The following is a 24,042-nucleotide window of genomic DNA, read 5'->3' as shown; positions in this document are numbered from 1 at the left end:
CGCGCGGCGGCGGCGCCAGACTAGAAAGCGCCCCCCGCGCTGTCAAGCGCGAGGGGCGCGGAGCGGACCGGGAAGCGAACGCGCTAGATCGTGATCACGTCGCGCCACTTCCAGATGCGATAGACGGTGTGGTAGGTGCCGGGCACGTCCTCGTTCTCGATCTGTACGGGGATGATGTACAGGATCAAGCGGTCCTGCACATCCCAGGCCGTGATGTTGTTCGAGCCCTGGATCGCGGACTTCAGCGTGATGAACAGATGGGTCTCGAAGGGCCGCTGCTTGGTGCCGGTCGGATACTCGTCCCCTTCCACCTGGCTCGGATCGAGTGGATTGGCCCACTGCTCGTTCGCCGTCAGCTGGAAGGCGATCTCCTTGATGCCCGGATAGATCTTGCCTTCGGCGTCCTGCCCGGGAAGCCCGCCGAACATGTTCTCCGCCCGCTGGATCTCGCGGTCGTACACGTCATCGTCGTCGGGGATGTTCGGATCGCTCGTGCTCCTATCATAATAGAACACGAAGGGCGCGTAGAGCTGGCCGTCCGTCGCCGGCACGGTGCCGTCGTAGAGGATGCTGTCCCGGTACTCGGCGAGGTCCATCTTCTCCCAGGCGAGCTGGAAGTTGGCCACCAGGTTGTCCATGGCCGTTTGGGAATCGGCGTCGTAGTAGGGCAGGTAGGGTTCCGGCGGCTGCTCGATGGGCGGCTTGGTGGGCGTGCCGAAGAGGCAGCCACCCACGACGGGCAAAGTGGCCAGCAGGAGCAGCAGGGGCGAGAAGTTGCTGCGTGCTTTCATGGAATCATCTCCTGATGCAAAACAGGGTGCGGACTCGGTTCGAACTCGGAAGCTGGCGCAGTGTCTCTCTCTCGACGCTCCTTCAGACGTCCAGGTTGGCGCGCAGGCGCCCCCAGGACTGGTTGGCTGAACTCGGCGACTCGTCCCACCCGACCAGCCGCCACTCGCTGCCGAACTTCTCCAGATTCAGCAGCGCGTCACCCGCGTACACCACCTCGTCGCCGTTGGAGTAGGTCACCGTCAACTCGTAGTTGGCCTCGAACTGCGCGGCGCTCGCCTCGATGTAGAGCTCCTCGTAGTTCCAGTTCAGGTCGATGGCGTCGACCTGGGTGAACAGCTTCTCCATGGCGGCGAGTTCCCGGCTCTTGCCGAATTCCGTGAAGTAGTCGGGGGGCGCTTCGCCGGCATCGAACGAGGAGGGCGTGAAGAGGAAGCTCTCGTCGATGCTGTCCTTGTAGTTCGTGAGGAAGCGCGCCTCCACGGCCGACTTCATGTTGGCGAGCACGTTCGCCGGCTCCGAGGGCCGGATCCAGGACACGTCCGAAGCAAGTGGCGCCTCGGGTGTGCGCGGGGTGAATACGCAGCCGCCGAACACGGCGCTTGCGAGGATCGTGCCCGCGACACGGAGGAGCGTCCGCCACGGGGCATGCCGTCGCGTGGACCGTCTCGCTCGTTGGACTCGCCTTACCATCAGAAAGTATACCCGATGCTGAGGGTGGGAAGCCAGAGGCTTCGCTGGCTCTCGCGCACGAAGCTGCCGAAGCGGGCGCGATGGGCGAGATTCGCCTCCACCTTGCCGCTCGGGCCGAGCGCGTACTTGAAACGCATTGAGAAGTTTAGCGTTCCGTAGATCGAGACCTGCTGCTCCGCATTGCGGTAGTCGAAGTCCACGTCCCGCCCCACCTCCTCGTCGCAGGACAGGGAGAGGTACTCCCAGAAGCTATAGCCCAGCGCGAGGCGCAACAGCTCCGTCTTGGTGCGCGAGTCCTTGAAGAAGGTCTTCGGGTGCCCGGCCACGTCGGGATCCGGCAGGTAGCTGCCCGTCTCGCGCTTTCGGAACTCGTGCTCGAACTTGACCTGGATGCGCCCGGAGACCGGAAGGGTCGTGCTGGTGAGGAGCAGGTAGTCCCGGGTGAGGGCGTTCTTGTCCTGTGTGAAGTAGAAGTCCTCCTCGGTGACGCTCACCTCGCAGCGCTGGGTCACCTTGTACTTGTTCCGGAACGTGTAGTCCAGGTCCGCGCGCCAGGACAGCGAGTTCCTGTCCTTGCTGGCGATGGAGTTGGTGCTGGGGATGAGCACGTCCTGGTTCTGGAAGTACTGGACGGTGGTGCTCGCCCCCATCCACGGCGTCATGTCGCCGGCCACCGTGCCCGAGACGCGCGTCTGCGCCTTGTCGCGGTCCTGCTTGCCGTCGGCGTACTCGTCCTGGGTCAGGAGCAGGTAGGCCTCGCCCGACAGCACGAAGGTCTTCGTCAGCGCCTGGCTGGCCTCGGTGAGGAACTCGCGCTTGAGCTGGCGCTTGTCGGCGGCGAAGTCCACGCTGTGCGACTCGCCCTGCTTGTAGCTCGCGTCGGCCGAGAAGCCCTTCCACAGCTTGAAGGCGGTGTAGAGGGAGAAGTCGCTGCTGTCGCCGTCCTTGTTCTTGTTGTCGTCCAGGCGCACGCGGCGCTCGTCGCGGCTCGCGCCGGCGCTCCCGGTGAAGGACAGGCGATCGCTGGGCTTGAGCTGCACGCTCACCTTCGCGACGACGTCGGTGTCCCGGGTCACGTCGAAGACGGGAATGCTGTCCGGATCCACGACGCCGTACTGGTTGCGCTTGAAGTCCAGGCTCTCGGCGCGCCGCTCCATCCGCCCGCCGGAGGCCTTCACGTTCACGGCCGCGCTCGGCGCGTACTCCGCGCGGAGCTGCAGCGAGTCCTGGCTCGTCCCCACGTTCATGGAGATGTCGTTCAGGCTGGCGCTGCTGCCGATGCCGAGCCCCGAGTAGCCCGCGGTGATGCTGAGCCCCTTCGCGGGCGCCAGGTCCAGGTGACCCGCGAGCTGCCGGCTGAGGTCCTCGCTGCTGCGATCGAGGCTCTGGTTGTTCTGGGCCTGCGTGTTGGCGAGGCGGGCGCTCGTGAGCATGTTCGCGGTGAGCCAGCCCGTCAGTTCGTGCTCCCCGCTCGCGGTCACGCCCACGCTCTGCTGCTCGGTGACGTCGCGCCGGTAGTTGCTCTCGCCCTTGTTCTGCTCGTCGAGCTTGTAGGACCGATCGGCGCTCAGCCGGATCGGGACCGCGCCCAGCAGGCGCTTGCCCGTGCTCAGCGTGAAGCCCTTGTCGACGCCCTCCTTCGTGAACTCGCGCGGCAGCGTGCGGTCGTAGTAGATGCGACCGTCCACGGTCCAGGTGCTGGGAAAGCCCGCGCTGATGCGCATGTCGTTGTTGACCTCGATGCGCGTGTCCACGGCCTTCGCGTCGCTGGAGAAGACCGGATGGAGTCCAAGCGACGCCGTGGGGATCGCCGGCTGGTCGTCCTCGTCCCCGCTCGCCGCGGCGATGATGCTGTCCACCTGCGCCCAGCTCAGCGTGTCGCCCCTCGCGGCCGCGGCCTCCCAGATCGCCGTGGCGATGCTGTCCGGCTGCGCGGCGACGTCGCCGGCGGAGTCCCCGTCGCCGACGTCATCTTGGGCGCGCGCGAGCGTCACCCCGAGGAGGGCGAAGAGGCCGAGGGCCAGGACGCTGAATGGGCGTGCTCTCATCGGCTCGGCTGCGTCAGGCGTTACGAGGCCCCGGCGGCGACGTGACGAGCCGCGCCGCCAGCTCCGCCAGTTCCTCGATGCTCAGGGTTTCGGGGCGACGTCCGGGGCTCGGGCCGCCGGCTCGCTCCAGTTCTACCAGATAGTCATCGTCCGCAGCGTAGTACTTTTTGAGCAGGGATCCGCACTGCTTGCGACGTTCGCGGAAGAGCGTCTTCACCAGATCCCGGTAGGCCGGCCAGAGGTCGGCGTCCACGCGGGGGGACGGCAGGGGGGTGAGGCGGAGCACGCGGCTCTTCACCTCGGGCGGGGGAAAGAAGGCCTTGGGACCGGCGTCCAGCACCTTCTCCACCCCGAAGCGGGCCTGGATCAGGGCCGGCAGTATGCCGTAGCGGCGGCTGCCCGGCGGTTCCATCACCCGCTCGGCCACCTCGCGCTGCAGCATGAACACCACCCGTTCCAGCAGCTCCCAGTCCTCCACGGCGGCGAAGAGCGCCACCGAGCTGAGCTGGTAAGGCAGGTTGCCCACCAGCTTCAGGCGGACGTCCCCGCCCGTCACGGCCCGCGGGGGCAGCGCCTCGAGCCCGGCGTCGCGCAGATCGAGGCCGTCGAGCGCGGGGTCGGCCGCGAGGCGGACGAGCAGGTCGCGGTCCACCTCCACCCCCACCACGCGCGCGCCGCTCGCCACCAGCGGACGCGTCAGCGCGCCCGTGCCGCAGCCGTACTCGAGGATCAGGTCGCCGGGCCGGGGATCCACCGCGGCCACGATCTTGCGAATCAGGTTCGGGTCGCGGAGGAAGTTCTGTCCCAGGGCCTTCTTTGGCCGCAGGGGCGCGTCCGGTTCCCGTTCGGGGACGCTCACCGCCTCAATCCTCCCCGCTGAAGGCGGCGAAGTTGGCGTCGAGCTGCGCCTCGAGCTCCCCGGCCGGCCGCGCGTAGATTCCCGCCAGCCGCTCCACTACGTGGGTCAGGTGCGCCGGCTCGTTGCGACGTCCCCGCCGCGGCACGGGCGAAAGCCAGGGACAGTCCGTCTCCAGCAGAACGCGCTCGGCGGGCACGTCGCGCAGGATCGTCGGCAGCGTGCTGCTCGGAAAGGTGACGATCCCGCCGATCCCCAGCCAGAAACCGCGCTCCAGGCAGGCCCGCGCGAAGTCGGCGTCGTGGCTGAAGGCGTGGAGCACCGCGCGGCGCGGCAGGCCCTCGTCGTCGACGACGCGCAGGAAGTCCGCCTCGGCCGCGCGCACGTGGAAGACCACGGGCAGGTCCAGCGCGCGCGCGAGGCGCAGCTGCTCGCGGAAGACCCGCTCCTGCACGTCGTGCGGCGAGTAGTCGCGGTAGTGGTCGAGGCCGATCTCCCCCAGGGCCAGCACGCGCGGGTGCTCGGCCCAGCGGCGCAGGTCGGCGGCGAAGTCCGCGTCCCACTCCTCGGCGTTGTGGGGATGGCAACCCACCGCCACGCGCAGCTCCGGCACGCGCGCCGCCAGCTCCAGCGCGGCCACGGCGCCCGCGCGATCGATGCCCACCTCCATCACCTTGCGCACGCCGGCCTCGCGAAGCCGGGCGAGCACGGCGTCGCGGTCCGCGTCGAAGTCCTCCAGGTGCAGGTGGGCGTGGCTGTCGATCATGCGCGCTCAGGAGGCGCGGCGGGCGAGCGCGCCCTGCCGGAAGCCGAAGAAGAGGCCAAGCAGCGTGAGCTGCGCGTTGGCGTTGCCCAGGATCTGCGCGCGCGCCTTCTCGCAGCGCTGGATGCGCTCGGCCAGGCCCGCGGGCGTGAGGCCGGCGAGCCGGGTCAGGCGGGCGCGCTGGTCGACGAAGAGCCGCGGCTCGGACTCGCCCACGGCCAGGCCCAGCAGCTCCCGGTACCAGCTCTGCGCCAGCCCGAGGAACTCCGCCCGCTCGCGCGTCACGTTCCCCCGCGACCCCGTACGCGTGAAGGCCTGGACGGCGTCGAGCATCTGGAGCTCGCTGCCGAGCTCGCAGACCTCGAGGATGTCCAGCCAGGCTTCGCGCTGCTCGAGCAGCGGGTTGCCCGCGTCGCCGTCGCCGTCCGGGGACGGCTCGGCGGCGGCCAGCTGCACCGCCAGGTCCGCGCTCCCGTCAGCCAGGGTGGCCAGCAAGGCGGCGCGCGCGGGCGCGAGACCGCGGTCCTCCAGCAGGGACTGGAGCAGGGAGGCGGGCAGGGGATCGAAGGGCACGCGCTGGCAGCGGCTGAGGACGGTGGGCAGCAGCGCCTCGGGCCGCGAGCTGATCAGCACGATCACGCGCCCCGGCGGCGGCTCTTCGAGCGTCTTGAGCAGGGTGTCCTGGCCGTGGGAGTCCATGGCGTCGGCGTCGCGAAGGATGAGCGCCCGCCCCCGCCCCTCGAAGGGCCGGGTGCTGATCAGCTTGAGCAGCTCCCGCAGCGCCTTCACGGGAATCGTGGGCTTCTTGAGAAAGTCGGGCTGCGCGTAGGGATCCTCCGCCTTGCGGGCCTGCTCCGCCCGGAAGAGGTCGAAGATGTCCTCGACGGGCATGTCCTGCCAGCTGCGGCCGGACGGCTTGAGCACGGGCAGCACGTAGAGCAGGTCGGGGTGCTGGTAGCGGCGGACGCGGCGGGCGTCGGGGTTGGCCAGGTCGGTGTCCCCGACGATCGCCCCGGCCGCCAGCTCGATCGCCGCCTGCTCCTGCCCCGCGCCCGGCGCCCCCTCGAAGAGGTAGCTGCCCGCCAGTCTGCCGGCGGAGAGGGCGTGCTCGAGCTGGGTGCGGATGCGGGCGTTCCCCGGGAAGTGCAGCGTGTGGCTGGGCATGGGCGCAGCCTAGCACGGGCGCGGGAGGCCCCGCAACGCGGCCGCCGGCGCTACCAGGCCACGTGGTAGAGGCAGAAGGGGCCGCCGAGCCGGCGGCAGGGGCTGTTGCGGTCGTGATAGACCCTGAGCGTCTCGATGTCTGCGGGCCGGGCGATGGTCGAGAACCCTGCGACGACCCCGCGGTCGAACTCGCAGGGGTAGAGGCTGGTGGAGGTCATCTCGATGTGCTTCGCCGCCACGCGCTCGAAGCTGTAATGGCCGATCTCGCCGCCCCGGTGGTTCAGGTGGTAGGCCTCGTCGATGCCTTCCAGGGCCTTCACGAAGTCGTCGTAGCTCTGGGCGGGCAGCTTCGCGTTGCGGTGGATCTTGTGGCCGATGGTGAAGAGGGTCGTGTTCGTCATCGACCCCTCCAGCTCGGCGAAGGCCTCCAGCAGGCTGGGCAAGGGGTACCACTGGCCCGCCGCCGGCGCGGTGATGCGGTGGCGCCCGAGGATCTTGAGGCCTTCGTCACCCAGGGTCCGCGTGCTCTCGAGGATCGCCAGGATGACCTCGCCGGTCACCTCGATCAGACGCTGCGCGGGCGGGGTGGACGGGGAAGGGGGGGTATGGCCGGACTCTTCCATCTGTCGCTCCCTGAAGACGGGCGCTGCGGCCGCCGCCGACCGGGCGTTTCCCGGGGCGAACGGTGGTGCTCAGATGTCGGTCCTGCAAGCCGTCGTCATCTCTACGGTAGCAGAGATTGCAAAAACGTCAAGATAAGTCAGCGCCGCTCACCGTTCCCATGGCGTGGAACCGCTTCCGGCGACTCGAAGCGCACATGACGTGCGATGACCGCCGCCCCCACGGCGTCACCCCAGACATTAACAGTTGTGCGGCAGCGGTCAAGGAACCAGTCGATGGCGAGAATCATTCCGATCCCCTCCGCCGGCAGGCCGGCGGTCTGCAGCACCATCACCATGGTCACCAGGCCCGCCTGCGGGATCCCCGCCGCGCCCACGGCCGCGAGCGTGGCCGTGAAGATGATCACCAGCTGCACCGGCAGGGTCAGCGCCACGCCGTAGCTCTGGGCGATGAACACGGCCGCGATGGCCTCGTAGAGCGCCGTGCCGTCCATGTTCACCGTGGCGCCGAGGGGCAGCACGAAGTTGCCCACGCGGCCGTCCACGCCCGCCCGCTCGCGCACGGCCTCCATCGTGACGGGCAGCGTCGCGCTGCTGCTGGCCGTCGAGAAGGAGACGGCGATGGGCTCGAGCATGTCGCGCACGAAGCGCAGCGGCGAGCGGCGGCCGAAGGTGGCCAGCACCGCCGGCAGCGTGACGGCCCCGTGCAGCAGCAGCCCCAGCATCACCGTGAGGGCGTAGAGGCCCAGCGCCCTGAACTCGGAGGCGAAGGCGGTCCACCCGCCCGCGGCGCCGAGGCGGGTGGCCACCAGCGCGAAGACGCCCAGCGGGGCCGTCGCCACCACCAGATGCACCATGCGCAGGCTCACCTGGAAGATGCCATCGAAGAAGGCGAGCACCGGCGCGCCCTTCTCGCCGACGGTGCTCAGCATGGCGCCGAAGAAGAGCGAGAAGAAGATCAGCGGCAGCATCTGGCCCTCGGCCAGCGCCTTGAAGAGATTGGGCGGGACGATCCCGCGCAGCACGTCGAGAAAGGAGTACTCGTGCACTCCCCCCTCCAGCGCGGCGCTCGTCGCGTCCACGCCCGCGCCCGGATGGATGAGGTTCACCAGCAGCAGCCCCAGCGCCGCCGCGAGCAGCGTCGTGCTCAGATAGTAGACCAGCGTCAGGCCGCCCAGGCGCCCCAGGCGCCGGACGTCACCCAGCGACGCCACGCCCACGATCATGCTCGAGCCGACCAGGGGGACGATCATCATCTTCAGGCCCGCCAGAAAGAGGTCGCCCACCAGCGCCAGCAGCGGCAGCTCCCGCCCGAGCAGGGCGCCGAGCAGGCCGCCGGCGAGCATGGCGACGAAGATGGCGAGGATGAACAGCGAGTTGCCCCGTGGGCGGCCGGTGGACGGCATGGCGCTCCTTCCGGGTCCGGCCCCTCGGGACCGCGACCGCAGCGCCATGCTAACCCGCGACCGGCGCTCGAACAAGCCACGCCTCGCCCACGAAAAGAGGCGGCGCCCGTAGCCCTGGGCGCCGCCTCGCGGGAAGTCTCCGGACCAGCCGGATCCCGGACCCTCTCTCTACTTTCGCTGGAGCAGCGAGATGTCGCCGCTGCCCGTGTCCACGATGATCAGCCCCTCACCCGTGCCCACCGTGAGGCTGCGGATCTTGCCGCGGTGCAGCTGCACGTCGCGGCTGTCGAAGGCGCATTGCACGTCGCCGTTGCTGGTGTCCACCTCGAGGCGGAAGGAAGCGCCCAGCGCGGGCAGGCTGAAGACCACGTCGCCGCTGCCCGTGTCCACCTGCCAGCGGCGAAGCTCGGCCAGCAGCGAGGCGACCTCCACGTCGCCGCTGCCCGTGTCGATGCCCATCTGCGGATAGGCGGCGTCCTTGAGAATCACGTCGCCGCTGCCCGTGTCGGCGTGGAAGGCCTCGCCGCGGGCCTGGCGCAGGAGGATGTCGCCGCTGCCCGTGTCGCCGCTGAAGTCGCCCTCGAGGTTCTCCACCTTGATGTCGCCGCTGCCCGTGTCCAGGGTCAGCGCGCCGCGCATGTCCACCACGCGGATGTCGCCGCTGCCGCTGTCCACCAGCAGGCGGCCGTCGTGGCGGTCCACGTCCACCTCGGCGCTGGCGCAGTCCAGCTTCACGTCGCCGTGCAGGCCCTCGAGCTTGACGTCGCCCACGAGGTTGCGCAGCGAGCAGTCCACGCCCTTGGGGACGCGCAGGTGGAAGTCGACCCAGAGCGGCAGGCCGTCGCCCTTGCGGCCCATGCTGATGCGCACCTTGCGGCCGTCCACGCGCGTCTGGGTGCTGCCGGAGAAGAAGCCGCCCTCGGCGGCGCCGTAGCGGAGGCGGGAGTAGCGGTCCACCGGGTAGACGGCCATCACCGCGATCGCGCCGCCGTCGCGCTCGATCTTCAGTTCGAGGAGCTGGGCCACGTCGCGCGCGTCCATCTTGTCGTAGGCGTCGGCGTGGACCGTGGCGCGGAGTTCGAGTTCGTCCCCGCTCGCCTCCTCGACGAGCAGCCGCCCGGCCAGATTTTGCAGCTCCAGCTGTTCGACGCTGCGCGGCTCGAACTTGCGAACGATGTCCTTGCTGTAATCTGCGCCGGCCCAGGCGGTGGCGGCGGGCAGGCAGAGGGTGGCGGCGATGAGGACGAGGGCGCTTTTCATGGGACCACTCCTATTTCAGATCTGGAATGTGTCGCGTAGGCACGGAAACTGTACGGTGTCCGGCGGGCCCGGTTTCATGTTCCAGGCCGAGGACACTGCTTGACGACATCCTGAGCCCCGCTTACGCTGTGCCCCGAGGCCCGGTCAAGTGTAATTCAAAACCACTAAACGGATTAGGCCATCGGGCCCGGCCCAGTCTCGAGTCCTGAAAAGGAGACGGCATGCGGACTTTCCGCCCTGCCGGCGCAGCGCTGATGCTTCTCGTCGCGCTCGCCGTGGCCGGAATGTGTGCGCTGGACGCGATCCAGCCACGGGCCGCCCTTGCTGCGCAAGCTTTTGCGCAGGAAGCGGTTGCGGCCCCAGCGCCGTCCGCGGAAGTCGGTGGTGACGCCCTGGCAGGCCCTTCGCATGGGGCCTCGGGCGACGCCGCCGCCGGACACGGCGCCCCGGGCAGCGATGCCCACGGCGAGGAAGGAGGCGGCCACGACAACCCCGTGGTCCCCGTCCTCGCGCTGCTCCTGTTGATCATCCTCGCCGCCAAGCTCGGCGGCGCGCTCATGGAGAAGTTCGGCCAGCCGGGCGTGCTCGGCGAGCTGGTCTTCGGCGTGCTGCTCGGGAATCTCGCCCTGGTGGGATTCACGGGCGTGCAGCAACTCTTCAACACCACCGTCTTCGGGATGGTGCCGGCCGAGGACATGATCGAGATCCTCGGCGAGATCGGCGTGATCCTGCTGCTCTTCGAGGTGGGACTGGAGAGCAACATCAAGGAGATGATGAGCGTCGGGGTGAGCTCCCTGCTGGTGGCCACCTTCGGCGTCATCGCTCCGTTCTTCCTCGGCTGGGGCGTGGGCGTCTGGCTCCTGCCCGAGCACTCGACCTACGTGCATGTGTTCCTGGGCGCGACCCTCTGCGCGACGAGCGTGGGCATCACCGCCCGGGTGCTCAAGGATCTCGGGAAGATCACGCTGCGCGAGAGCAAGATCATCCTCGGCGCGGCCGTGATCGACGACGTGATGGGCCTGGTCATCCTCGCGGTGGTCTCCGGCATCATCATGGCGGCGGGCGCGGGCAACGAGGGCGGCGTCTCCATCGGCGCCGTGGCCTGGATCGTGGGCAAGGCGCTGCTCTTCCTCGTGGGCGCGGTCGTGGTGGGCCAGTGGGCTTCGCCGCGCATCTTCAAGCTCGCCAGCAAGCTGCGCGGCCAGCACCTGCTGCTGACCACGGCCCTGGTGATCCTCTTCTCGCTTAGCTACCTGGCCAACAAGATCGGCCTCGCGACGATCGTCGGCGCCTTCGCGGCCGGCCTGATCCTGGACGAGGTCCACTACGGCGAGCTCAAGGAGCGCGAGAAGCACACGCTCGAGGAGCTGCTGCATCCGCTGGCCGGCTTCCTGGTGCCGATCTTCTTCGTCCACATGGGCTACAAGGTGAAGCTGATCTACTTCGGCCAGACGGAGATCCTGCTCCTGGCGGCCGGCCTCACCGTGGCGGCCATCCTCGGCAAGCAGGTCTGCTCGTTCGGCGTGATGGAGAAGGGCCTCGACCGGCTCTCCGTGGGCTTCGGCATGATCCCGCGCGGTGAGGTGGGCCTCATCTTCGCGAGCATCGGCACCGGCCTGGCCGTGGCCGGTGAGCGGATCATCGACGACGCCACCTACGGCGCGGTGGTGATCATGGTCATCGTGACCACGCTGATCACGCCGCCCGCGCTCAAGTGGTCGCTCGGCCGCGCGCGCGGCGGCTACGAGGGCGCCTCGGACGAGGAGATGCGGCGCATCGCCAACGAGCGCCGCGAGCGTCGCAAGGAGTACTACCGTCAGCGCGCCCGCGATGAAGGACGCGAGGACGAGGACCGGGACCAGGGCCGGCGTCGCCGGCGCGGCGGCTCCGGACGCGGGGGTCGCGGGCAGTCCGGCGGCGGCGAACGCGCCGCCCAGAGCGGACGCCAGGGCGCCGGCGCCGCGGCGCGACAGCCGCGGCGACGGTCCGCGCGCCGAGGGCGAAGGCGATGCCGCGCGCCGTCGGCGGCGGCGTCCGCGTCGACGTCGCGGGGGCGGCGGCGGCAGTGGTGGTGGCGGCGGCGGCGAGCGCGGCGGCGGAGGCGGTTCCGAGTCGCAGAGTCGCGGCCAGTCCTCCCCGTCGAGCGAGCGCAAGCCCGTGGGGGTGGAGAGCCGTCGCCTCAACTACGCCGACAGCACCTAGCGCGACGGCTGCGGCCGACCCGATGAATGCGCCGGGGCTCCTTCGCGGAGTCCCGGCGTTCTTGCGCAGGCGGAGATCGCGTCGACTAGAACTCGCGGGGCAGCGTGCGCTCGCCGAGCAGCGCGTAGTAGCTCGGCGCGTCGCGCCTGGCCACGTTGCCCGCGGGGATGTCCAGCACGCGCAGCCTGAGCTCGCGCTGGGGAAAGATCAGGGTGAGCTCTTCGCCGGGCCGCAGCTCGTGGCTCTCCTTGACGGGCGCGTCACCCAGCAGGATCTTGCCGCTGTGGCAGCCGGCCTTCGCCTGGCTGCGGCTCCTGACGAGACAGACCTTGCTCAGCCACACGTCCAGCCGCAACGGACTCAACCGCCGGGGCTGAGTCCCGCGATCTGCTCCAGCGGAGGCAGCGGGACCCGCGTGACCAGCAGCTCCTGCTCGAGCTGGCCCAGGTAGTTCTGGATGGCCTGGTTGCGCTTGCGCGCGATGAGCTGGGTGCGCAGCTGGTCGGCGACCTCGTCGAAGGCGAAGGCGCGCGACGCGTCCCGCGATTCCAGCCGCAGGATCTGATAGCCGTGCTTGCCCAGGAACACGCCCGAGTACTCGCCGGGCTCGAGGGCCTCGACGATGCTGAGGTAGCGGTCGTCCAGCTGCTCCTCGGGGATGGGCGGCAGCAGGCCGCCCTTGTCCTTGGTGGGCGTGTCGTCGCTGTACTCCGCCACGACCTTGTCCCAGTCCTCGCCCGCCTGCAGGCGCTGCCACGCCTCCCGCGCGCGATCCCGCGCGGCCTGGCGCTCGCCGTCGGAGATGGGCAGCGGCACGAAGATCTGCCGGAAGTGGACACGCTGGCCGTCGCGCTCTTCCATCTTGAGGACGTGGTAGCCCTGCTCGCTCTGGACGTCGTCGGTCACCGCGCCCGGGGGCAGGTTCGCCACGGCGAGGGCCAGCTCCGGCAGGGCGATGTCCTTGAGGTCCCACCAGCCGAGATCGCCGCCGCGCGCCGCGGCCGGGCCCTGGCTGAGCGCCTTGGCGACGTCCCCGAAGTCCTCGCCGGCGTCGAGGCGCCGGTGGATCTCGGCGAGCTTGTCGCGCAGCTCGCGCTCGCGCTCGGGGCTGGCCTGGGGAATCACGACGATGTGCGAAAGCTGCGCGGCCTTGGGACGCAGCGGGATGATCTCCGGGTTGTTCTTGTTCTGCTCGTAGAAGCCGCGCAACTCCTCGTCGCCGACCTGGGTGTCGAGGCTCAGACGCTCCACCACGCGCTGCGCCAGCAGCTGCTCGCGCATGGGCTCGCGCAGGTTGCGCCGCAGCTCCCGCTCGGTGATGCCCTCGCGGTCCAGTTCCCGCGCGAAGCCCGCGTCACCGCCGGCCTGTTTCCGCAGCTGGTCGATGTGCCCGTCGAGGGCCATGTTCAGGTCCTCGTCGCCGATCTGGATCTGATCGCGCTTCGCCTTGGCCACGAGCAGCTTCTCCTCGATGCGGCGATCGCGGGCCTCCTGCAGCAGCTCGCGCTGCTCCGCGGGGCTCGGCATGGCGCCCTGCTGCAGGGCGTGGTACTGAACGTCCGCCACGATCTCGCCGAGGAGCACCACCTCGTCGTCCACGGTGGCCACCACCTGCTCGAGCACGGGCAGGGTCTGGCCGCTGCTGTCGGCGGGAGCGTCGGCCGCGCGCGCGCCGGCCCCCGGCAGCGCGATCAGGCCGAGAAGGACGGACAGGACGGCACGGCGCGATGACATGGACTCTCCTTCGGCGCGGGCCACGCTAGCGCAGGCTGCCCGCGGGCACGAACTCGTCGCTGCGCAGACGCTGCTCCAGATCGGGGTGATAGCGCACGGGGTAGCTCTGCTGCACCTCGTCGAGGAACTCGGCGTAGACCTGCCGGCGGCGCTGCATGGTGAGGTAGCGCAGGATCTCGTCGCGGACGTCCTGCAGATCCAGGGCGCGGTCGCTCTCGCGGCGCTCGCGGAACTGGATCAGCGTCCAGCCCCAGGCGGTCTCGAAGGGCTTCGAGATCTCCTGCGGCTTCATGTTCACGATGCGCTCCTCCACCTCGGGCGGCATGCCGCCCTTGGCGAGCCAGCCCATGTCGCCGCCCATCCGCGCGGAGCTGGCGAGCGAGTGGCGCTCGGCCGCCCGCGTGAAGGAGATGGCGTTGCTGGCGAGACGCTCGTGGAGGTCCTCCGCCTCCTGCTGGCTGCGCACCACGATCTCGCGATAGCGGTACTCGGACGAGTACTCGTCCAGGTGCTCGGCGTAGTAGTCCGCGATCTCGCCCTCGGTGATCGCCACGCGCTCGTTCAGCACCTTCTGCAGCAGATAGTTGGCGACGTACTCGCGCCGCTGCTGCTCCAGGCGCTGCTGGAGGTCGGGGTCGTCGAGGACGCCGCGGTCCTTGGCCGCCTCGTAGAGCAGCTCCGTGTCCACCCAGCGATCCAGGTAGCCGCGCTTCTCCTCCAGCGTGAGGAGGCCCCGGAACTCCTCGGGGATGCCCTCCACGAAGCGCTCCTCGGACAGCGCCGTGTCCCCCACCCGGACCAGGTAGTCCAGGCGCTCGGGAGCGCGCGCGCCGTCGTCGCCGCGGCTCGACAGACCGGGCGAGCCGGCCTCCTCGCGGCAGCCGCCCACGAACAGCAGGCCCCCGAGCAGGACGGCGACCGCCGCGCCGAGAGCCGCCCCTCCCCGGCTAGAAGCGGCCATGGTCGGGGTTGGGCGCCTCGCCCATCTCGGTCTTGCCGAGCACCTTCTGGTCGATCTCCACGTCGGCATCCTTGCGCCACTCGCCCAGCAGGGAGTCGAGCATGGCGTTGGCCATGGACTCGTGGACATCCTTCTCCACGCGGCTCTTCGCCTCCTCGAACTCCATGAGGTGCGCGGGGCGGGTCTCGAAGAGCTGCATGATGCCCCAGTAGCCCTGGTAGTAGAAGGGCTCGGTCATCTCGCCGGGCTCCTGCAGGCGCGCGATGAGGCGGATGGCCTCGTTCTCGGGATTGGCGATCGAGTCCGGCGTGAACCAGTCGGTGACCCACTGCCGGTCGAAGACGATCGACACGTCGCGGCCCACGTCGTCGAAGCTGTCGCCCGCCTGCAGGCGCTTCCAGGCGTCCTGGATCTTGGCTTCCTCGCTGTTGATGATCTGCTTGCAGCGCACCTGCGGCTTGATCGTGTAGTAGAGCGGGTTCTTCTCGTAGAAGGCGCGCTCGTCCGCCTCGGTGATGTGCAGGTTGCGCTCCACGAAGACGCGACGCACCGCGCCGATGCAGGCCTGCTCCTCGAACTCCTTCATGGCCACGATCACCTCGGGATCCTTGTCCAGGCCCTGGGTGCGCGCCTCCTCGGGCATGACCTTCCCCACCACTTCCTTCTGCACGTAGTTGTAGATGCCCTGCAGACGGTTGGCCTTCTGCGGCCGCGCGAAGGGATGCAGGCGGTCGTACTCGTCGGAGAACTCCTGCAGCGTGTAGTCCTTGCCCTCCAGCTCGTAGAGGGTCATCTTCAGCTCCTCCGGCGAGAACTTGAGGACGGGCTTCTCCTCCGTGTTCGCGCGCGACTGCGCGGCCTGGGAGGGCGTCATGTCGTCGGGCATCTTGGCGAGGACCTTCTCCGCCGTGTCCCAGTGGAACTTGAAGCCGTGCTTCTTGAGCGCGCGCTCGGCGTGCTCGGCCCCCTTCTCGCGCAGCGCGCGCGTCTCCAGCCGGCGCTTGATGGATTCGCGCACGGCCGCGTACTCCTGCGGCTGCGTGTTCTTGACCGAGTCCACGATGAAGATGCTGTAGCCGTAGGGCGTCTTGATCGGATCGGTGATCTCGCCCTCGCCCATGTTGAAGAGCGCGTCCTCCACCGGCTTGATGTTGCTGCCGAAGCTCACCGTGCCCAGGTCGCCGCCGCGATCCCGGTCCTGGTTGGTGGAGTACTTCGCCACCGCGTCGGCGAAGCTGATCGTCCCGGCCCTGAGGTCGGCCACCACCTTCTGCGCGTCCTCGAGCAGATCCATGTCGATGTGCCGCGCCTTCACCGTCAGGCCCAGGTACTTGTAGTGGGCCAGCAGGTCGTCCTCGGTGAAGGTGGGCATCTTGTCCACGACTTCGCGGTTCTTGAGCGCCTCGATGAGCCGGTAGTCGAGCTGGTTGTCGTAGGCCTCCCGGTAGACGGTGTCCTCCACCATCTTCTCCTCGAGGGCCTTGTTCACCATGAGCTCCTTGTTGATGAGCACGTCGAGCACCGCGCCACGCATGGAGTCCAGGTTCGCCGGCGTCGGCTTGAAGTCGGCGTCGTTGGACGCCAGCTTCGCCCACTTGGCCTCGAAGTAGGCCACGGTGATGGGCACGCCGTCGACGGAGGCCACAACGTCGTCGGGGTTCTTGCCGCCGCAGCCGGCCAGCAGGCTGCCCAGCAGCAGCGCCGTCAGGACATGGGCGGACCTCAGCTTCGCCATGGACATCGAACACCTCACTCGGGATGGGATGGGGCGCAGGACCCGTCGGGGAGGACCGCCGACGCTCCGTCGCGGCCGGTCGACGCCGGCGCGAACCACGTTAAGCCCCGTTCTTTCAGGCATTTGAAGTCAATTGAATAGCACAGCCTTCCATCGACTTCAACAGGTTTCGGGTTTGGGTGATGCGCTCCCCGGGCCGGCCGCGCAGCTCCAGGACCAGGGGATCGCCCGCCTTGAAGAGTATATCGCGCCCGAAGTTCCGGGCCAAGTCGCCCAGGGCGGTCCTGTTCAGCCCCGCGCCGGGCTGCATCTCCACGCGCGTGGGGTCCCCGAGCTCCACCCGGGCCACCCCGGCGCCCTGGGCCAGGACCTTGAGCTCCAGCAGCAGGAAGAGGTTCTCCACGGGGCCCGGCAGGTCGCCGAAGCGGTCCCGCAGCTCGCGGCGCAGGGCGTCTACCTGCTCCAGCCGATCGGCGTGGCCCATGCGCTGGTAGAGGATCATCTTCTGCTCGGGGTCGGGGACGTAGTCGTCGGGGATCCGCGCGTCCAGGCGCGACTCCACGCGGACGTCCTGCGCGTAGCTCTTGCCCTCCCGCAGCTCGCGAACGGCCTCGGCCACCAGGCGCAGGTAGAGGTCGAAGCCCACCGCCGTCAGATGGCCGTGCTGCTCGGCGCCGAGCATGTTGCCCGCGCCGCGGATCTCGAGATCGCGCAGGGCGAGCTTGTAGCCGGCGCCCAGCTCGTCGTGCTCCACCAGCGCCTCGAGACGCCGGCGGCTGTCGTCCGTGACGCCCCGGTCGCGCGGGATCATGAGCAGGCAGTAGGCGCGCTGCCGGCTGCGGCCCACGCGCCCGCGCAGCTGGTGCAGCTGGGCCAGGCCGAAGCGGTCCGCGCGGTTGATGAGGATCGTGTTCACCCGCGGGATGTCCAGACCGCTCTCGATGATCATCGTGCTCACCAGCACGTCGAACTCGCCCTCGATGAAGTCCACCATCACCCGCTCCAGCTGCTTCTCGCTCATCTGCCCGTGCCCCACCGCGATGCGCAGATCGGGCAGCAGCTCCTGCAGGAAGGCCGCCATGGCGGTGATCGTCTCCACGCGGTTGTGCACGAAGTAGACCTGCCCGCCGCGGTCCACCTCGCGCAGGATCGCCTCCTTCATGGTCTCCTCGTCGAAGGCGACGATCTCCGTGTGCACCGGCAGGCGGTCCAGCGGCGGCGTGCGGATCAGCGACACGTCGCGGATCCCGCCGAGGGCCATGTGCAGCGTGCGGGGGATGGGCGTGGCCGTGAGCGTGAGGACGTCCACCGCCGCCCGCGCCCGCTTCAGCTTCTCCTTGTGGGCGACGCCGAAGCGGTGCTCCTCGTCCACCACCAGCAGGCCGAGGTCCTTGAAGGCCACGTCGGCCGAGAGCAGGCGGTGCGTGCCCACCACGATGTCCAGCTCGCCGGCGGCGAGGCGCTTCAGCGTCTCCTTGATCTGGGCGCTCGTGCGGAAGCGGCTGACCATGTCGATGCGCACGGGGTACTCGCGCAGGCGCTCGGCGAAGGTCTGCAGGTGCTGCTGGGCGAGGATGGTCGTGGGGACGAGCACGGCCACCTGCTTGCCCGCCTGCACGGCCTTGAAGGCGGCGCGGATGGCCACCTCGGTCTTGCCGAAGCCCACGTCGCCGCAGACCAGGCGGTCCATGGGCCGCGCCTGCTCCATGTCCTGCTTGGTCTCCAGCGCCGCCTGGGCCTGGTCGGGCGTGTCCTGGTAGAGGAAGCTGGCCTCCAGCTCCTTCTGCCAGGGCGTGTCGGGACCGAAGCCGAAGCCGCCGCTGGCCTGGCGCCGCGCGTAGAGCTGCAGCAGGTCGGCGGCCATCTCGCGGACGGCCTTCTCGGCCTTCTTGCGCGTGCGGATCCAGGCCTTCTCGCCGAGGCGGTTGAGGCGGGGGCTGCCGTCCTCCTGGTTGGAATACTTCTCCACCAGGTGGATCTGCTCGACGGGCACGTAGAGCTGCTGGTCGTCCGCGTAGCTGAGGTGCAGGACCTCGCGCTCCTCGCCGAGGACGTCGAGCTTCTTCATGCCCTGGTAGCGCGCCACGCCGTGCTGGATGTGCACGACGTAGTCGCCCGGCTTCAGGCTCGCGCGGTCGCGCACGGGCCCCGCGCCGCGATAGAGCCGCTGCCGGCGGCGGATGCGCTTGTAGCGGTCGAAGATCTCGTGATCGGTGTAGACGGCCAGCTTCTCGTCCGGCAGCAGGAAGCCGTGCTGCAGGTCGCCCACGGGCAGGTGCAGCAGCCGCTCGTGATCGCTCAGGATCTCGGCGAGACGGTCCGCCTGGCCCTTGTTGTCGCAGAACACGGTGACGCGGTAGCCCTCCGCCACGAGCTGGCCCAGGTCCTCGCGCAGGGCCTTCACGCTGCTGCCGAAGGCGGGCTGGCTCTTGCTCGCGAACTTGAGCACCGGCGCGCGGGGGCTGGCCATGGCCTCGGCGAGTTCGTCCTCCACGAGGAGCAGCTCCGGCGCGTCCAGCAGGCGCTGCAGATCGCCGCGGTCGAGGTAGGCGGCGTCGGCGTTCGGCGGCAGCTCGTCGTTCTCGAGCGCGCGGGCGTGGCGGCGGGTCACCTCGTCGTCCAGATGCTGCCAGCGCTCGGCGATGGCGCCCTCGTCGAGGAGCACGGGCCGCAGGCCGGCGGGGAAGTAGCGCGCCAGCGGCACCTCGGGCACGAAGTAGGCGCTGTAGCGGTCGATGCCCTCGAAGGGGATGCCCTCGAGGAAGCTCGCGGCCAGGTCCTCCACCAGCACGGACTCGGAGGGGTAGAGCTTGTGCAGCTCGCGGACCGCGCGCAGGCGATCCTCCTCGGCCAGCAGCACCTGGCTGCAGGGCAGGACGCGCGCCTCGGTCACCGCGCCGGTGCTCATCTGGCTCTCGGCGCTGAACTGCCTCAGGCTCTCGAGGGTGTCGCCGAAGAACTCCAGGCGCAGGGGCGCGTCAATCGTGCCCCCGGGGGCATACAGGTCGACGATCCCGCCCTTCACCGCGAAGTCGCCGGGCTCGGTGACGAGCCCCACCTTGCGATAGCCCAGGGCCTCGAGGCGGGCGGCGAGGCCGTCGAGATCGAGGTCGAGACCCGGGCGCAGCGTGAAGCGCCGCTCGGCCAGCAGCTCTGGCGGCGGCACCTTGCGCAGCCAGGCGCGCACGCTGGTGCAGAGGAAGCGCACCTCGCCGCGCTCCAGCGCGTCGAGCACCTCCACGCGGCGGGCGACGAGGTTGCGGTCGGCGCTGTGGCGGTCGAAGGGCAGGATCTCCAGCTCGGGGAAGTGCTCCACGCCCGTCGCGCCGAAGGTGCGCAGGTCCTCGGCGAGACCTTCGGCCTCGGCGCCGAGACTGGTGAGCAGCACCCAGGGGCGGGGGTCATCCTCGAGCTCGCGATCCAGCCGCGCCAGCAGCAGCGGCAAGCTCGAACCCTTGAGCCCGGTGAGCACACGGCGCTGGGGGCCGGCGGCCAGAGCCTCGCGCAGCGCGGCGGCGCCGCCGTGGAGGGTGGGCAGATCGTCGAGGATGGCCATGGAGCGAGCCCTTCGCCGGGGTCGACGCACAGCTAGCCCCGGCCGGTAAAAACCGGGGGGCTGCGTTCGCGGCGCCGTCTGGCGGCGCGGGGGCAAGTTAGCAGCGGGGGCGCGGAGCGTCAATCCAACGAAGACCGCCCGGACCACAGGGGGTGGATCCGGGCGGCGACGGCCTGCGGCATCCCGCCGCACGGTCGGGTCACTGCTTGCTACTTGAGAAGCACCAGCTTCCGGCTCTCGCTCCAGGCTCCCGCCTCGAGGCGCGCGAAGTAGACGCCGGAAGGCAAGGGCCGGCCCGCCCCATCACACCCATTCCACCGCACCGTGTGCGGGCCGGCCTCCTGCGTCTCGTCGACAAGATCCCGCAACCAGCGGCCGGCCGTGTCGTGCACGCTCAGCCGCACCCTGGCCTGCGCGGGCAGCGCGTAGCGCAGAGTGGTGGCGGGGTTGAAGGGGTTGGGATGGTTCGACAGCGCCAGCGCGCCCAGGCCCGGCACGGTCTCCACCGACGTGCCGCTGCTCCTGGTGCGGAAGGCCGTCCGGCTGACGCCGCTGGACGGCAGGCCGAACCACGGCGTGCGCGGGAAGCGCGGGTCCTCGGTCTCGAGGCGCAGCCGCCAGTGCTGGGGCGTGTCGTCGGCGAGTCCGCCCACCACCCGCGGCGCGAGATCCACCGTGCTGCCGTAGGTGCCCGGCGCGCCCGTCCAGGTCCAGGGACCGGTGACGACCCCCGCGCCATCGAAGGGCGTGCCCAGCGGCTTCACCTCCACGGCGAGGCGCACGCGGCCGCGGCCGGCCGGCGTGCGGCCGCGGGCGCTGATCGCGACGGCGTCCAGCTCCGTGCTCCGGCCGAGCGGCGCGAGACGGGTCGCGCCGTCCACCTGCCACTGGCGCGGCGTGCGCGACAGGCCGCGGCCGCCGTTGCCGTAGAACAGGAAGGCCATGCCCTCCGTGTCCTGGCCCAGCGTGTAGCGCGACGCGCCGACCACGAGGTCCGCGAAGCCGTCGCCGTTGAAGTCGCCGCCGCCGACCGCGTTGCCGGCGCCGCCGCCGTCCTGATTGCCCTCGAGCAGCCAGGGCGCGGCGCCGTGGTCGATGCCCCCGGACTCGCCGCGGTAGAGGAAGGCCAGTCCGGCGTCGCCGAGGCTGCCCGCGTCGTAGTCGCGCGCGCCGACGAGCACGTCGTCGTAGCCGTCGCCGTCCACGTCGCCCACGCCGGCCACCGCCGTGCCCGTGTGGGCGTAGGCCTGGCCCGCCGTCACCGAGAACTCCGGCGTGGTGGTCGGCGTCGTCGCCGCGCCCAGCCAGATGTAGGCGACGCCGTCGTCGGTCAGGATTCCGTTGAAATAGGGCGCGCCGGCGATGATGTCGCTGTAGCCGTCCGCGTTCACGTCCCCCGCGCAGTCGATGGCGAGGCCCAGCTGCGCGCCGGCCTCGTCGCTCTCGGTCCACCACCAGGGCGCGCCCACCTGCAGTCCGTCCTCGCCGCCCAGGTAGACGGCGAGCAGGCCCTCGTCCGTCTCGGGGTGGTCGTAGAGCGGCGCGCCGACGAGCAGGTCGCTGTAGCCGTCGCCGTTCATGTCGCCGGCGCTCGAGACGCGCAGGCCGTAGCCGGTGCTGGCCTTGTCGGTGTCGTGGAACCAGTCGCTGACGGCGCTCGGGCCGCCGGGGCCGCCGTAGTAGGCCCAGACGCCGCCCTCGTCGGTGCTGCCGTTGTCGTAGTAGGGCGCGCCCACGGCGACGTCGGCATAGCCGTCGCCGTTCACGTCGCCGATGCCGCAGACGCCGGCGCCCAGCTGGGCGCTGGCCTGCATGCCGAGCACGGACCAGTCCGCGTTGTCCGGCGTGCCGAGCGGAATGCCGCCCAGCTGGCTGTACCACATGAACGCCGCGCCGTTGTAGCCGCTGCCCGTGTCGTACCACGGCGCGCCCACGATGACGTCCACCAGGCCGTCGCCGTTCACGTCGCCCGCGCAGTCGATGCCGAAGCCGAGGTGCGCGTTCTCCTGGTTGCTCTCGGCCCACCAGATCGGCAGGTAGGACAGGCCCGCGTGGCCGCCGGGGAAGAGGAAGACCGCGCCCTCGTCCGCCTCGCCGTTGTCGTACCAGGGTGCGGCGACCCAGAGGTCGTCGAAGCCGTCGCCGGTCACGTCGCCGGCGCCCACCACGCGGTAGGCCAGCTGCGCGCCGGCCTGATCCGACTGCGCGAACCAGCCGCTGCTGAGCTTGGGCATGTCGGCGAAGCCGCAGTAGCAGTAGAGCGCGCCGCCGTCGGGATGGTCGTCGGACATGCCGGGCGCGCCGACCAGCACGTCGCCGAAGCCGTCGCCGTCCACGTCGCCGAGGCCGGCCACCGCGCCGAAGAGGTCGCCGGCGGCCTCGCCGTAGGCGCTCCAGACGGCCTCGGTCGCCAGGCCCTGCAGGCTGCCCAGGTAGAGCCAGGCGCGGCCCGCGTCGCTGCCGGCCGAGTCGTCGCCGCGGCAGCCCACGAGGACGTCGGCGACGCCGTCGCCGTTCACGTCGCCCGCACTCGCGATGTCGTAGCCCAGCGCCTGCCCGTGGTCGGCCTGGGTGATCTCCCAGGCCGGCGCCGTGGCCGTGCCCGACGCGCCACCCAGGTAGAGCTGCACGCGCGAGTGCGTGGCGTAGTAGCCGTCCAGCGCGACGCCGCCCACGAGCAGGTCGGCGTAGCCGTCGCCGTTCACGTCGCCCGCGCCGGCCACGCTGTAGCCCAGATACTCGCCGATCTCGTCGCCCAGCACGTCGCAGTCGGGCGTGGTGTCGGGCCCCGACGCGCCGCCGTGGTAGACGCGGAAGCCGCCCTCGGCGCCGAGCGTGCCCGTCCGCCAGGGGATGCCCACGGCGATGTCGGCGTAGCCGTCGCCGTTGACGTCACCCGCGCCGGCCACGCTGTTGCCGCTGCGCCCCGCGATGCCCACCGCCCAGTCGATTGTATGGTCGGGTCCTGCGGACCCTCCAAGGTAGAGCGTCGCGCGGCCGGTGGTGCCGTAGTAGGGATCGCCGATGAGGATGTCGTCGTAGCCGTCGCCGTTCACGTCGCCAGCGCCGGCCACGCTCCACCCGAAGGAGACGTAGACGTCGTTGCCGTCCTCGCGCCAGTCGTAGCTCGTGTCGAGCCCCGAGGCCGAGCCGAGGTAGAGGAAGGCCGCGCCGTTGGCGTAGTAGTCGACGGCGTAATCCGGCGCGCCCACCAGCACGTCGTCGTAGCCGTCGCCGTTGACGTCACCCGCCGCGGCCACACTGTAGCCGAACTTGCAGCCGTCCTGGGTGGTGGTCACCTCCCAGTGCGGCGTCGACGACGGCCCGCCGGCCCCGCCGAGGAACACCCACGCGCGCCCGTAGAAGAGCCAGCCGTTGCTCGTGTAGTCCGGCGAGCCGACGATGATGTCGCCGTAGCCGTCGCCGTTCACGTCGCCCGCGGGCGCGACCCGGTAGCCCAGCTCGGCGTTCATGATGGCGCCCTGCACCAGCCAGTCGGGCGTGCTGAGCAGCGGGTCGAGGGTCACCGGGTAGCGCGCGCCGGTGTCGTCCACCTCCAGGCGCAGCGCGCCGTCGGCCAGCGCCATGCGGCAGGGCAGCTCGCGGCCGGCGTCGTCCCAGGCGCGGAGCGCGTCGTAGCGCAGGCGCGCGTGGCCGTCCGCGTCGGCGAACTGCAGCGCGTCGCCGTCGGCGCTCGGGTCGAACCCCAGCGACGTCTCCACCGCGCCGACGATGCAGAGCGGCCCCGCCCCCGGGGGCGCCTCGCTCACCGTGAAGCCCTGCTCGAGCCCGGACTCGCCGTTGGCATACCACTCGACCAGGCCCTCGCGGACATAGTGGATCTGCCGCGCGTCGGCGATCGGACCCACGGCGCCGGCCTCGGCCAGCGCGGCCGGACGCCCCCAGCGCGCCGTGCGCCAGGCCCAGCGCCAGTCGCCCGCCGACGCGCGGCGCGGCGACACGCTGACGCCCTCCGCGTCGAAGCGCAGGCGCAGCCCCTGCGCGCGATTCGGGGCCCCGAACCCGCCGTCCATGGCCTCGGGCAGGTACTCCGCCGCGCTGAGCGCGGTCTGCACCTCGGTCCACCAGTCGCCGGGAACGGGGGACGTCTGCTCGCGGGGCGCGGGAGCGGTCAGCAGCAGGAGCGCAAGCAGGGCGGCCGCGAGGCGAAGGCCGGAAGCGAGGCGGGACGCGCGAGGCATGATTGCCCTCCCTGGGCGATGGGTTCGGCTGTGGGAACCCGAGAGGGCGAGGG

15 protein-coding genes and 1 pseudogene are annotated in these 24,042 nt (G+C 70.5%); 1 reads left to right on the top strand and 15 read right to left on the bottom strand.

The window, feature by feature from the left end; all coding sequences use genetic code 11:
• Positions 1-83 precede the first annotated feature (83 nt).
• From H6693_05000 to H6693_04960, 9 genes are all read right to left on the bottom strand, one after another.
• Entirely contained in the window at positions 84-791 is a 708-nt protein-coding gene (locus tag H6693_05000) for a hypothetical protein (GenBank protein MCB9515527.1), read from the bottom strand.
• 82 nt (positions 792-873) lie between these two features.
• Entirely contained in the window at positions 874-1,329 is a 456-nt protein-coding gene (locus H6693_04995; GenBank protein MCB9515526.1) for a hypothetical protein, read from the bottom strand.
• Between the two features lie 152 nt (positions 1,330-1,481).
• Positions 1,482-3,530 (bottom strand): hypothetical protein, encoded by a 2,049-nt coding sequence (locus H6693_04990; GenBank protein ID MCB9515525.1) that lies wholly within the window; start codon positions 3,528-3,530, stop codon positions 1,482-1,484.
• 13 nt (positions 3,531-3,543) lie between these two features.
• A complete protein-coding gene (gene rsmA, locus H6693_04985; GenBank protein ID MCB9515524.1) occupies positions 3,544-4,389 on the bottom strand; it encodes a ribosomal RNA small subunit methyltransferase A in 846 nt (281 codons plus the stop codon).
• A gap of 4 nt (positions 4,390-4,393) precedes the next feature.
• Positions 4,394-5,152 carry a TatD family hydrolase gene (locus H6693_04980; GenBank protein MCB9515523.1) on the bottom strand — a complete coding sequence of 253 codons (759 nt, stop codon included), beginning with the start codon at positions 5,150-5,152 and terminating at the stop codon, positions 4,394-4,396.
• Positions 5,153-5,158: 6 nt separating this feature from the next.
• Positions 5,159-6,313, bottom strand: coding sequence for a hypothetical protein (locus H6693_04975; GenBank protein MCB9515522.1), 1,155 nt, complete (start codon positions 6,311-6,313; stop codon positions 5,159-5,161).
• Between the two features lie 50 nt (positions 6,314-6,363).
• Positions 6,364-6,936, bottom strand: coding sequence for a hypothetical protein (locus tag H6693_04970; GenBank protein MCB9515521.1), 573 nt, complete (start codon positions 6,934-6,936; stop codon positions 6,364-6,366).
• A 137-nt stretch (positions 6,937-7,073) separates the two neighbouring features.
• Positions 7,074-8,339, bottom strand: a complete 1,266-nt coding sequence (locus H6693_04965) for a dicarboxylate/amino acid:cation symporter (GenBank protein ID MCB9515520.1) — start codon at positions 8,337-8,339, stop codon at positions 7,074-7,076.
• 168 nt (positions 8,340-8,507) lie between these two features.
• Positions 8,508-9,599: a DUF4097 family beta strand repeat protein gene (locus H6693_04960; GenBank protein MCB9515519.1), complete on the bottom strand. Its 1,092-nt coding sequence runs from the start codon at positions 9,597-9,599 to the stop codon at positions 8,508-8,510.
• 284 nt (positions 9,600-9,883) lie between these two features.
• On the opposite strand from H6693_04960, the pseudogene H6693_04955 reads away from it, so the two are divergent.
• Positions 9,884-11,332 (top strand): annotated as a pseudogene (locus tag H6693_04955) (cation:proton antiporter).
• A 554-nt stretch (positions 11,333-11,886) separates the two neighbouring features.
• Here the strand turns inward: H6693_04955 and H6693_04950 are convergent.
• The 6 genes from H6693_04950 to H6693_04925 all read right to left on the bottom strand — a co-directional run bounded on the left by H6693_04950 (position 11,887) and on the right by H6693_04925 (position 23,989).
• Positions 11,887-12,144 (bottom strand): hypothetical protein, encoded by a 258-nt coding sequence (locus H6693_04950; GenBank protein MCB9515518.1) that lies wholly within the window; start codon positions 12,142-12,144, stop codon positions 11,887-11,889.
• Positions 12,145-12,161: 17 nt separating this feature from the next.
• Complete coding sequence (locus H6693_04945; GenBank protein MCB9515517.1) at positions 12,162-13,535, bottom strand: peptidylprolyl isomerase; 1,374 nt, start codon at positions 13,533-13,535, stop codon at positions 12,162-12,164.
• Between the two features lie 25 nt (positions 13,536-13,560).
• Positions 13,561-14,496, bottom strand: coding sequence for a peptidylprolyl isomerase (locus H6693_04940; protein MCB9515516.1), 936 nt, complete (start codon positions 14,494-14,496; stop codon positions 13,561-13,563).
• Entirely contained in the window at positions 14,483-16,231 is a 1,749-nt protein-coding gene (locus H6693_04935; protein ID MCB9515515.1) for a peptidyl-prolyl cis-trans isomerase, read from the bottom strand. The genes H6693_04940 and H6693_04935 overlap by 14 nt, the downstream gene beginning before the upstream one ends.
• A 115-nt stretch (positions 16,232-16,346) precedes the next feature.
• Positions 16,347-19,787, bottom strand: a complete 3,441-nt coding sequence (gene mfd, locus H6693_04930) for a transcription-repair coupling factor (GenBank protein ID MCB9515514.1) — start codon at positions 19,785-19,787, stop codon at positions 16,347-16,349.
• A 209-nt stretch (positions 19,788-19,996) separates the two neighbouring features.
• On the bottom strand, positions 19,997-23,989 hold the full coding sequence (locus tag H6693_04925; GenBank protein MCB9515513.1) for an FG-GAP repeat protein: 3,993 nt from the start codon (positions 23,987-23,989) through the stop codon (positions 19,997-19,999).
• Positions 23,990-24,042 lie beyond the last annotated feature (53 nt).

It is taken from the genome of Candidatus Latescibacterota bacterium (genome assembly GCA_020633725.1).
In the GTDB taxonomy this organism is placed as follows: Bacteria; Krumholzibacteriota; Krumholzibacteriia; order JACNKJ01; family JACNKJ01; genus VGXI01.
The sequence above is the reverse complement of the archived record's forward strand: the minus strand, read 5'-3'. Positions and strand labels throughout refer to the sequence as shown.

Bases quoted from the DNA above. Each gene is read 5' to 3' on its own strand.
- H6693_05000 (MCB9515527.1), bottom strand. From the start codon at position 791: ATGAAAGCACGCAGCAACTTCTCGCCCCTGCTGCTCCTGCTGGCCACT.
- H6693_04990 (MCB9515525.1), bottom strand. From the start codon at position 3,530: ATGAGAGCACGCCCATTCAGCGTCCTGGCCCTCGGCCTCTTCGCCCTC.
- H6693_04980 (MCB9515523.1), bottom strand. From the start codon at position 5,152: ATGATCGACAGCCACGCCCACCTGCACCTGGAGGACTTCGACGCGGAC.
- H6693_04975 (MCB9515522.1), bottom strand. From the start codon at position 6,313: ATGCCCAGCCACACGCTGCACTTCCCGGGGAACGCCCGCATCCGCACC.
- H6693_04970 (MCB9515521.1), bottom strand. From the start codon at position 6,936: ATGGAAGAGTCCGGCCATACCCCCCCTTCCCCGTCCACCCCGCCCGCG.
- H6693_04965 (MCB9515520.1), bottom strand. From the start codon at position 8,339: ATGCCGTCCACCGGCCGCCCACGGGGCAACTCGCTGTTCATCCTCGCC.
- H6693_04960 (MCB9515519.1), bottom strand. From the start codon at position 9,599: ATGAAAAGCGCCCTCGTCCTCATCGCCGCCACCCTCTGCCTGCCCGCC.
- H6693_04945 (MCB9515517.1), bottom strand. From the start codon at position 13,535: ATGTCATCGCGCCGTGCCGTCCTGTCCGTCCTTCTCGGCCTGATCGCG.
- H6693_04940 (MCB9515516.1), bottom strand. From the start codon at position 14,496: ATGGCCGCTTCTAGCCGGGGAGGGGCGGCTCTCGGCGCGGCGGTCGCC.
- H6693_04935 (MCB9515515.1), bottom strand. From the start codon at position 16,231: ATGGCGAAGCTGAGGTCCGCCCATGTCCTGACGGCGCTGCTGCTGGGC.
- mfd (MCB9515514.1), bottom strand. From the start codon at position 19,787: ATGGCCATCCTCGACGATCTGCCCACCCTCCACGGCGGCGCCGCCGCG.
- H6693_04925 (MCB9515513.1), bottom strand. From the start codon at position 23,989: ATGCCTCGCGCGTCCCGCCTCGCTTCCGGCCTTCGCCTCGCGGCCGCC.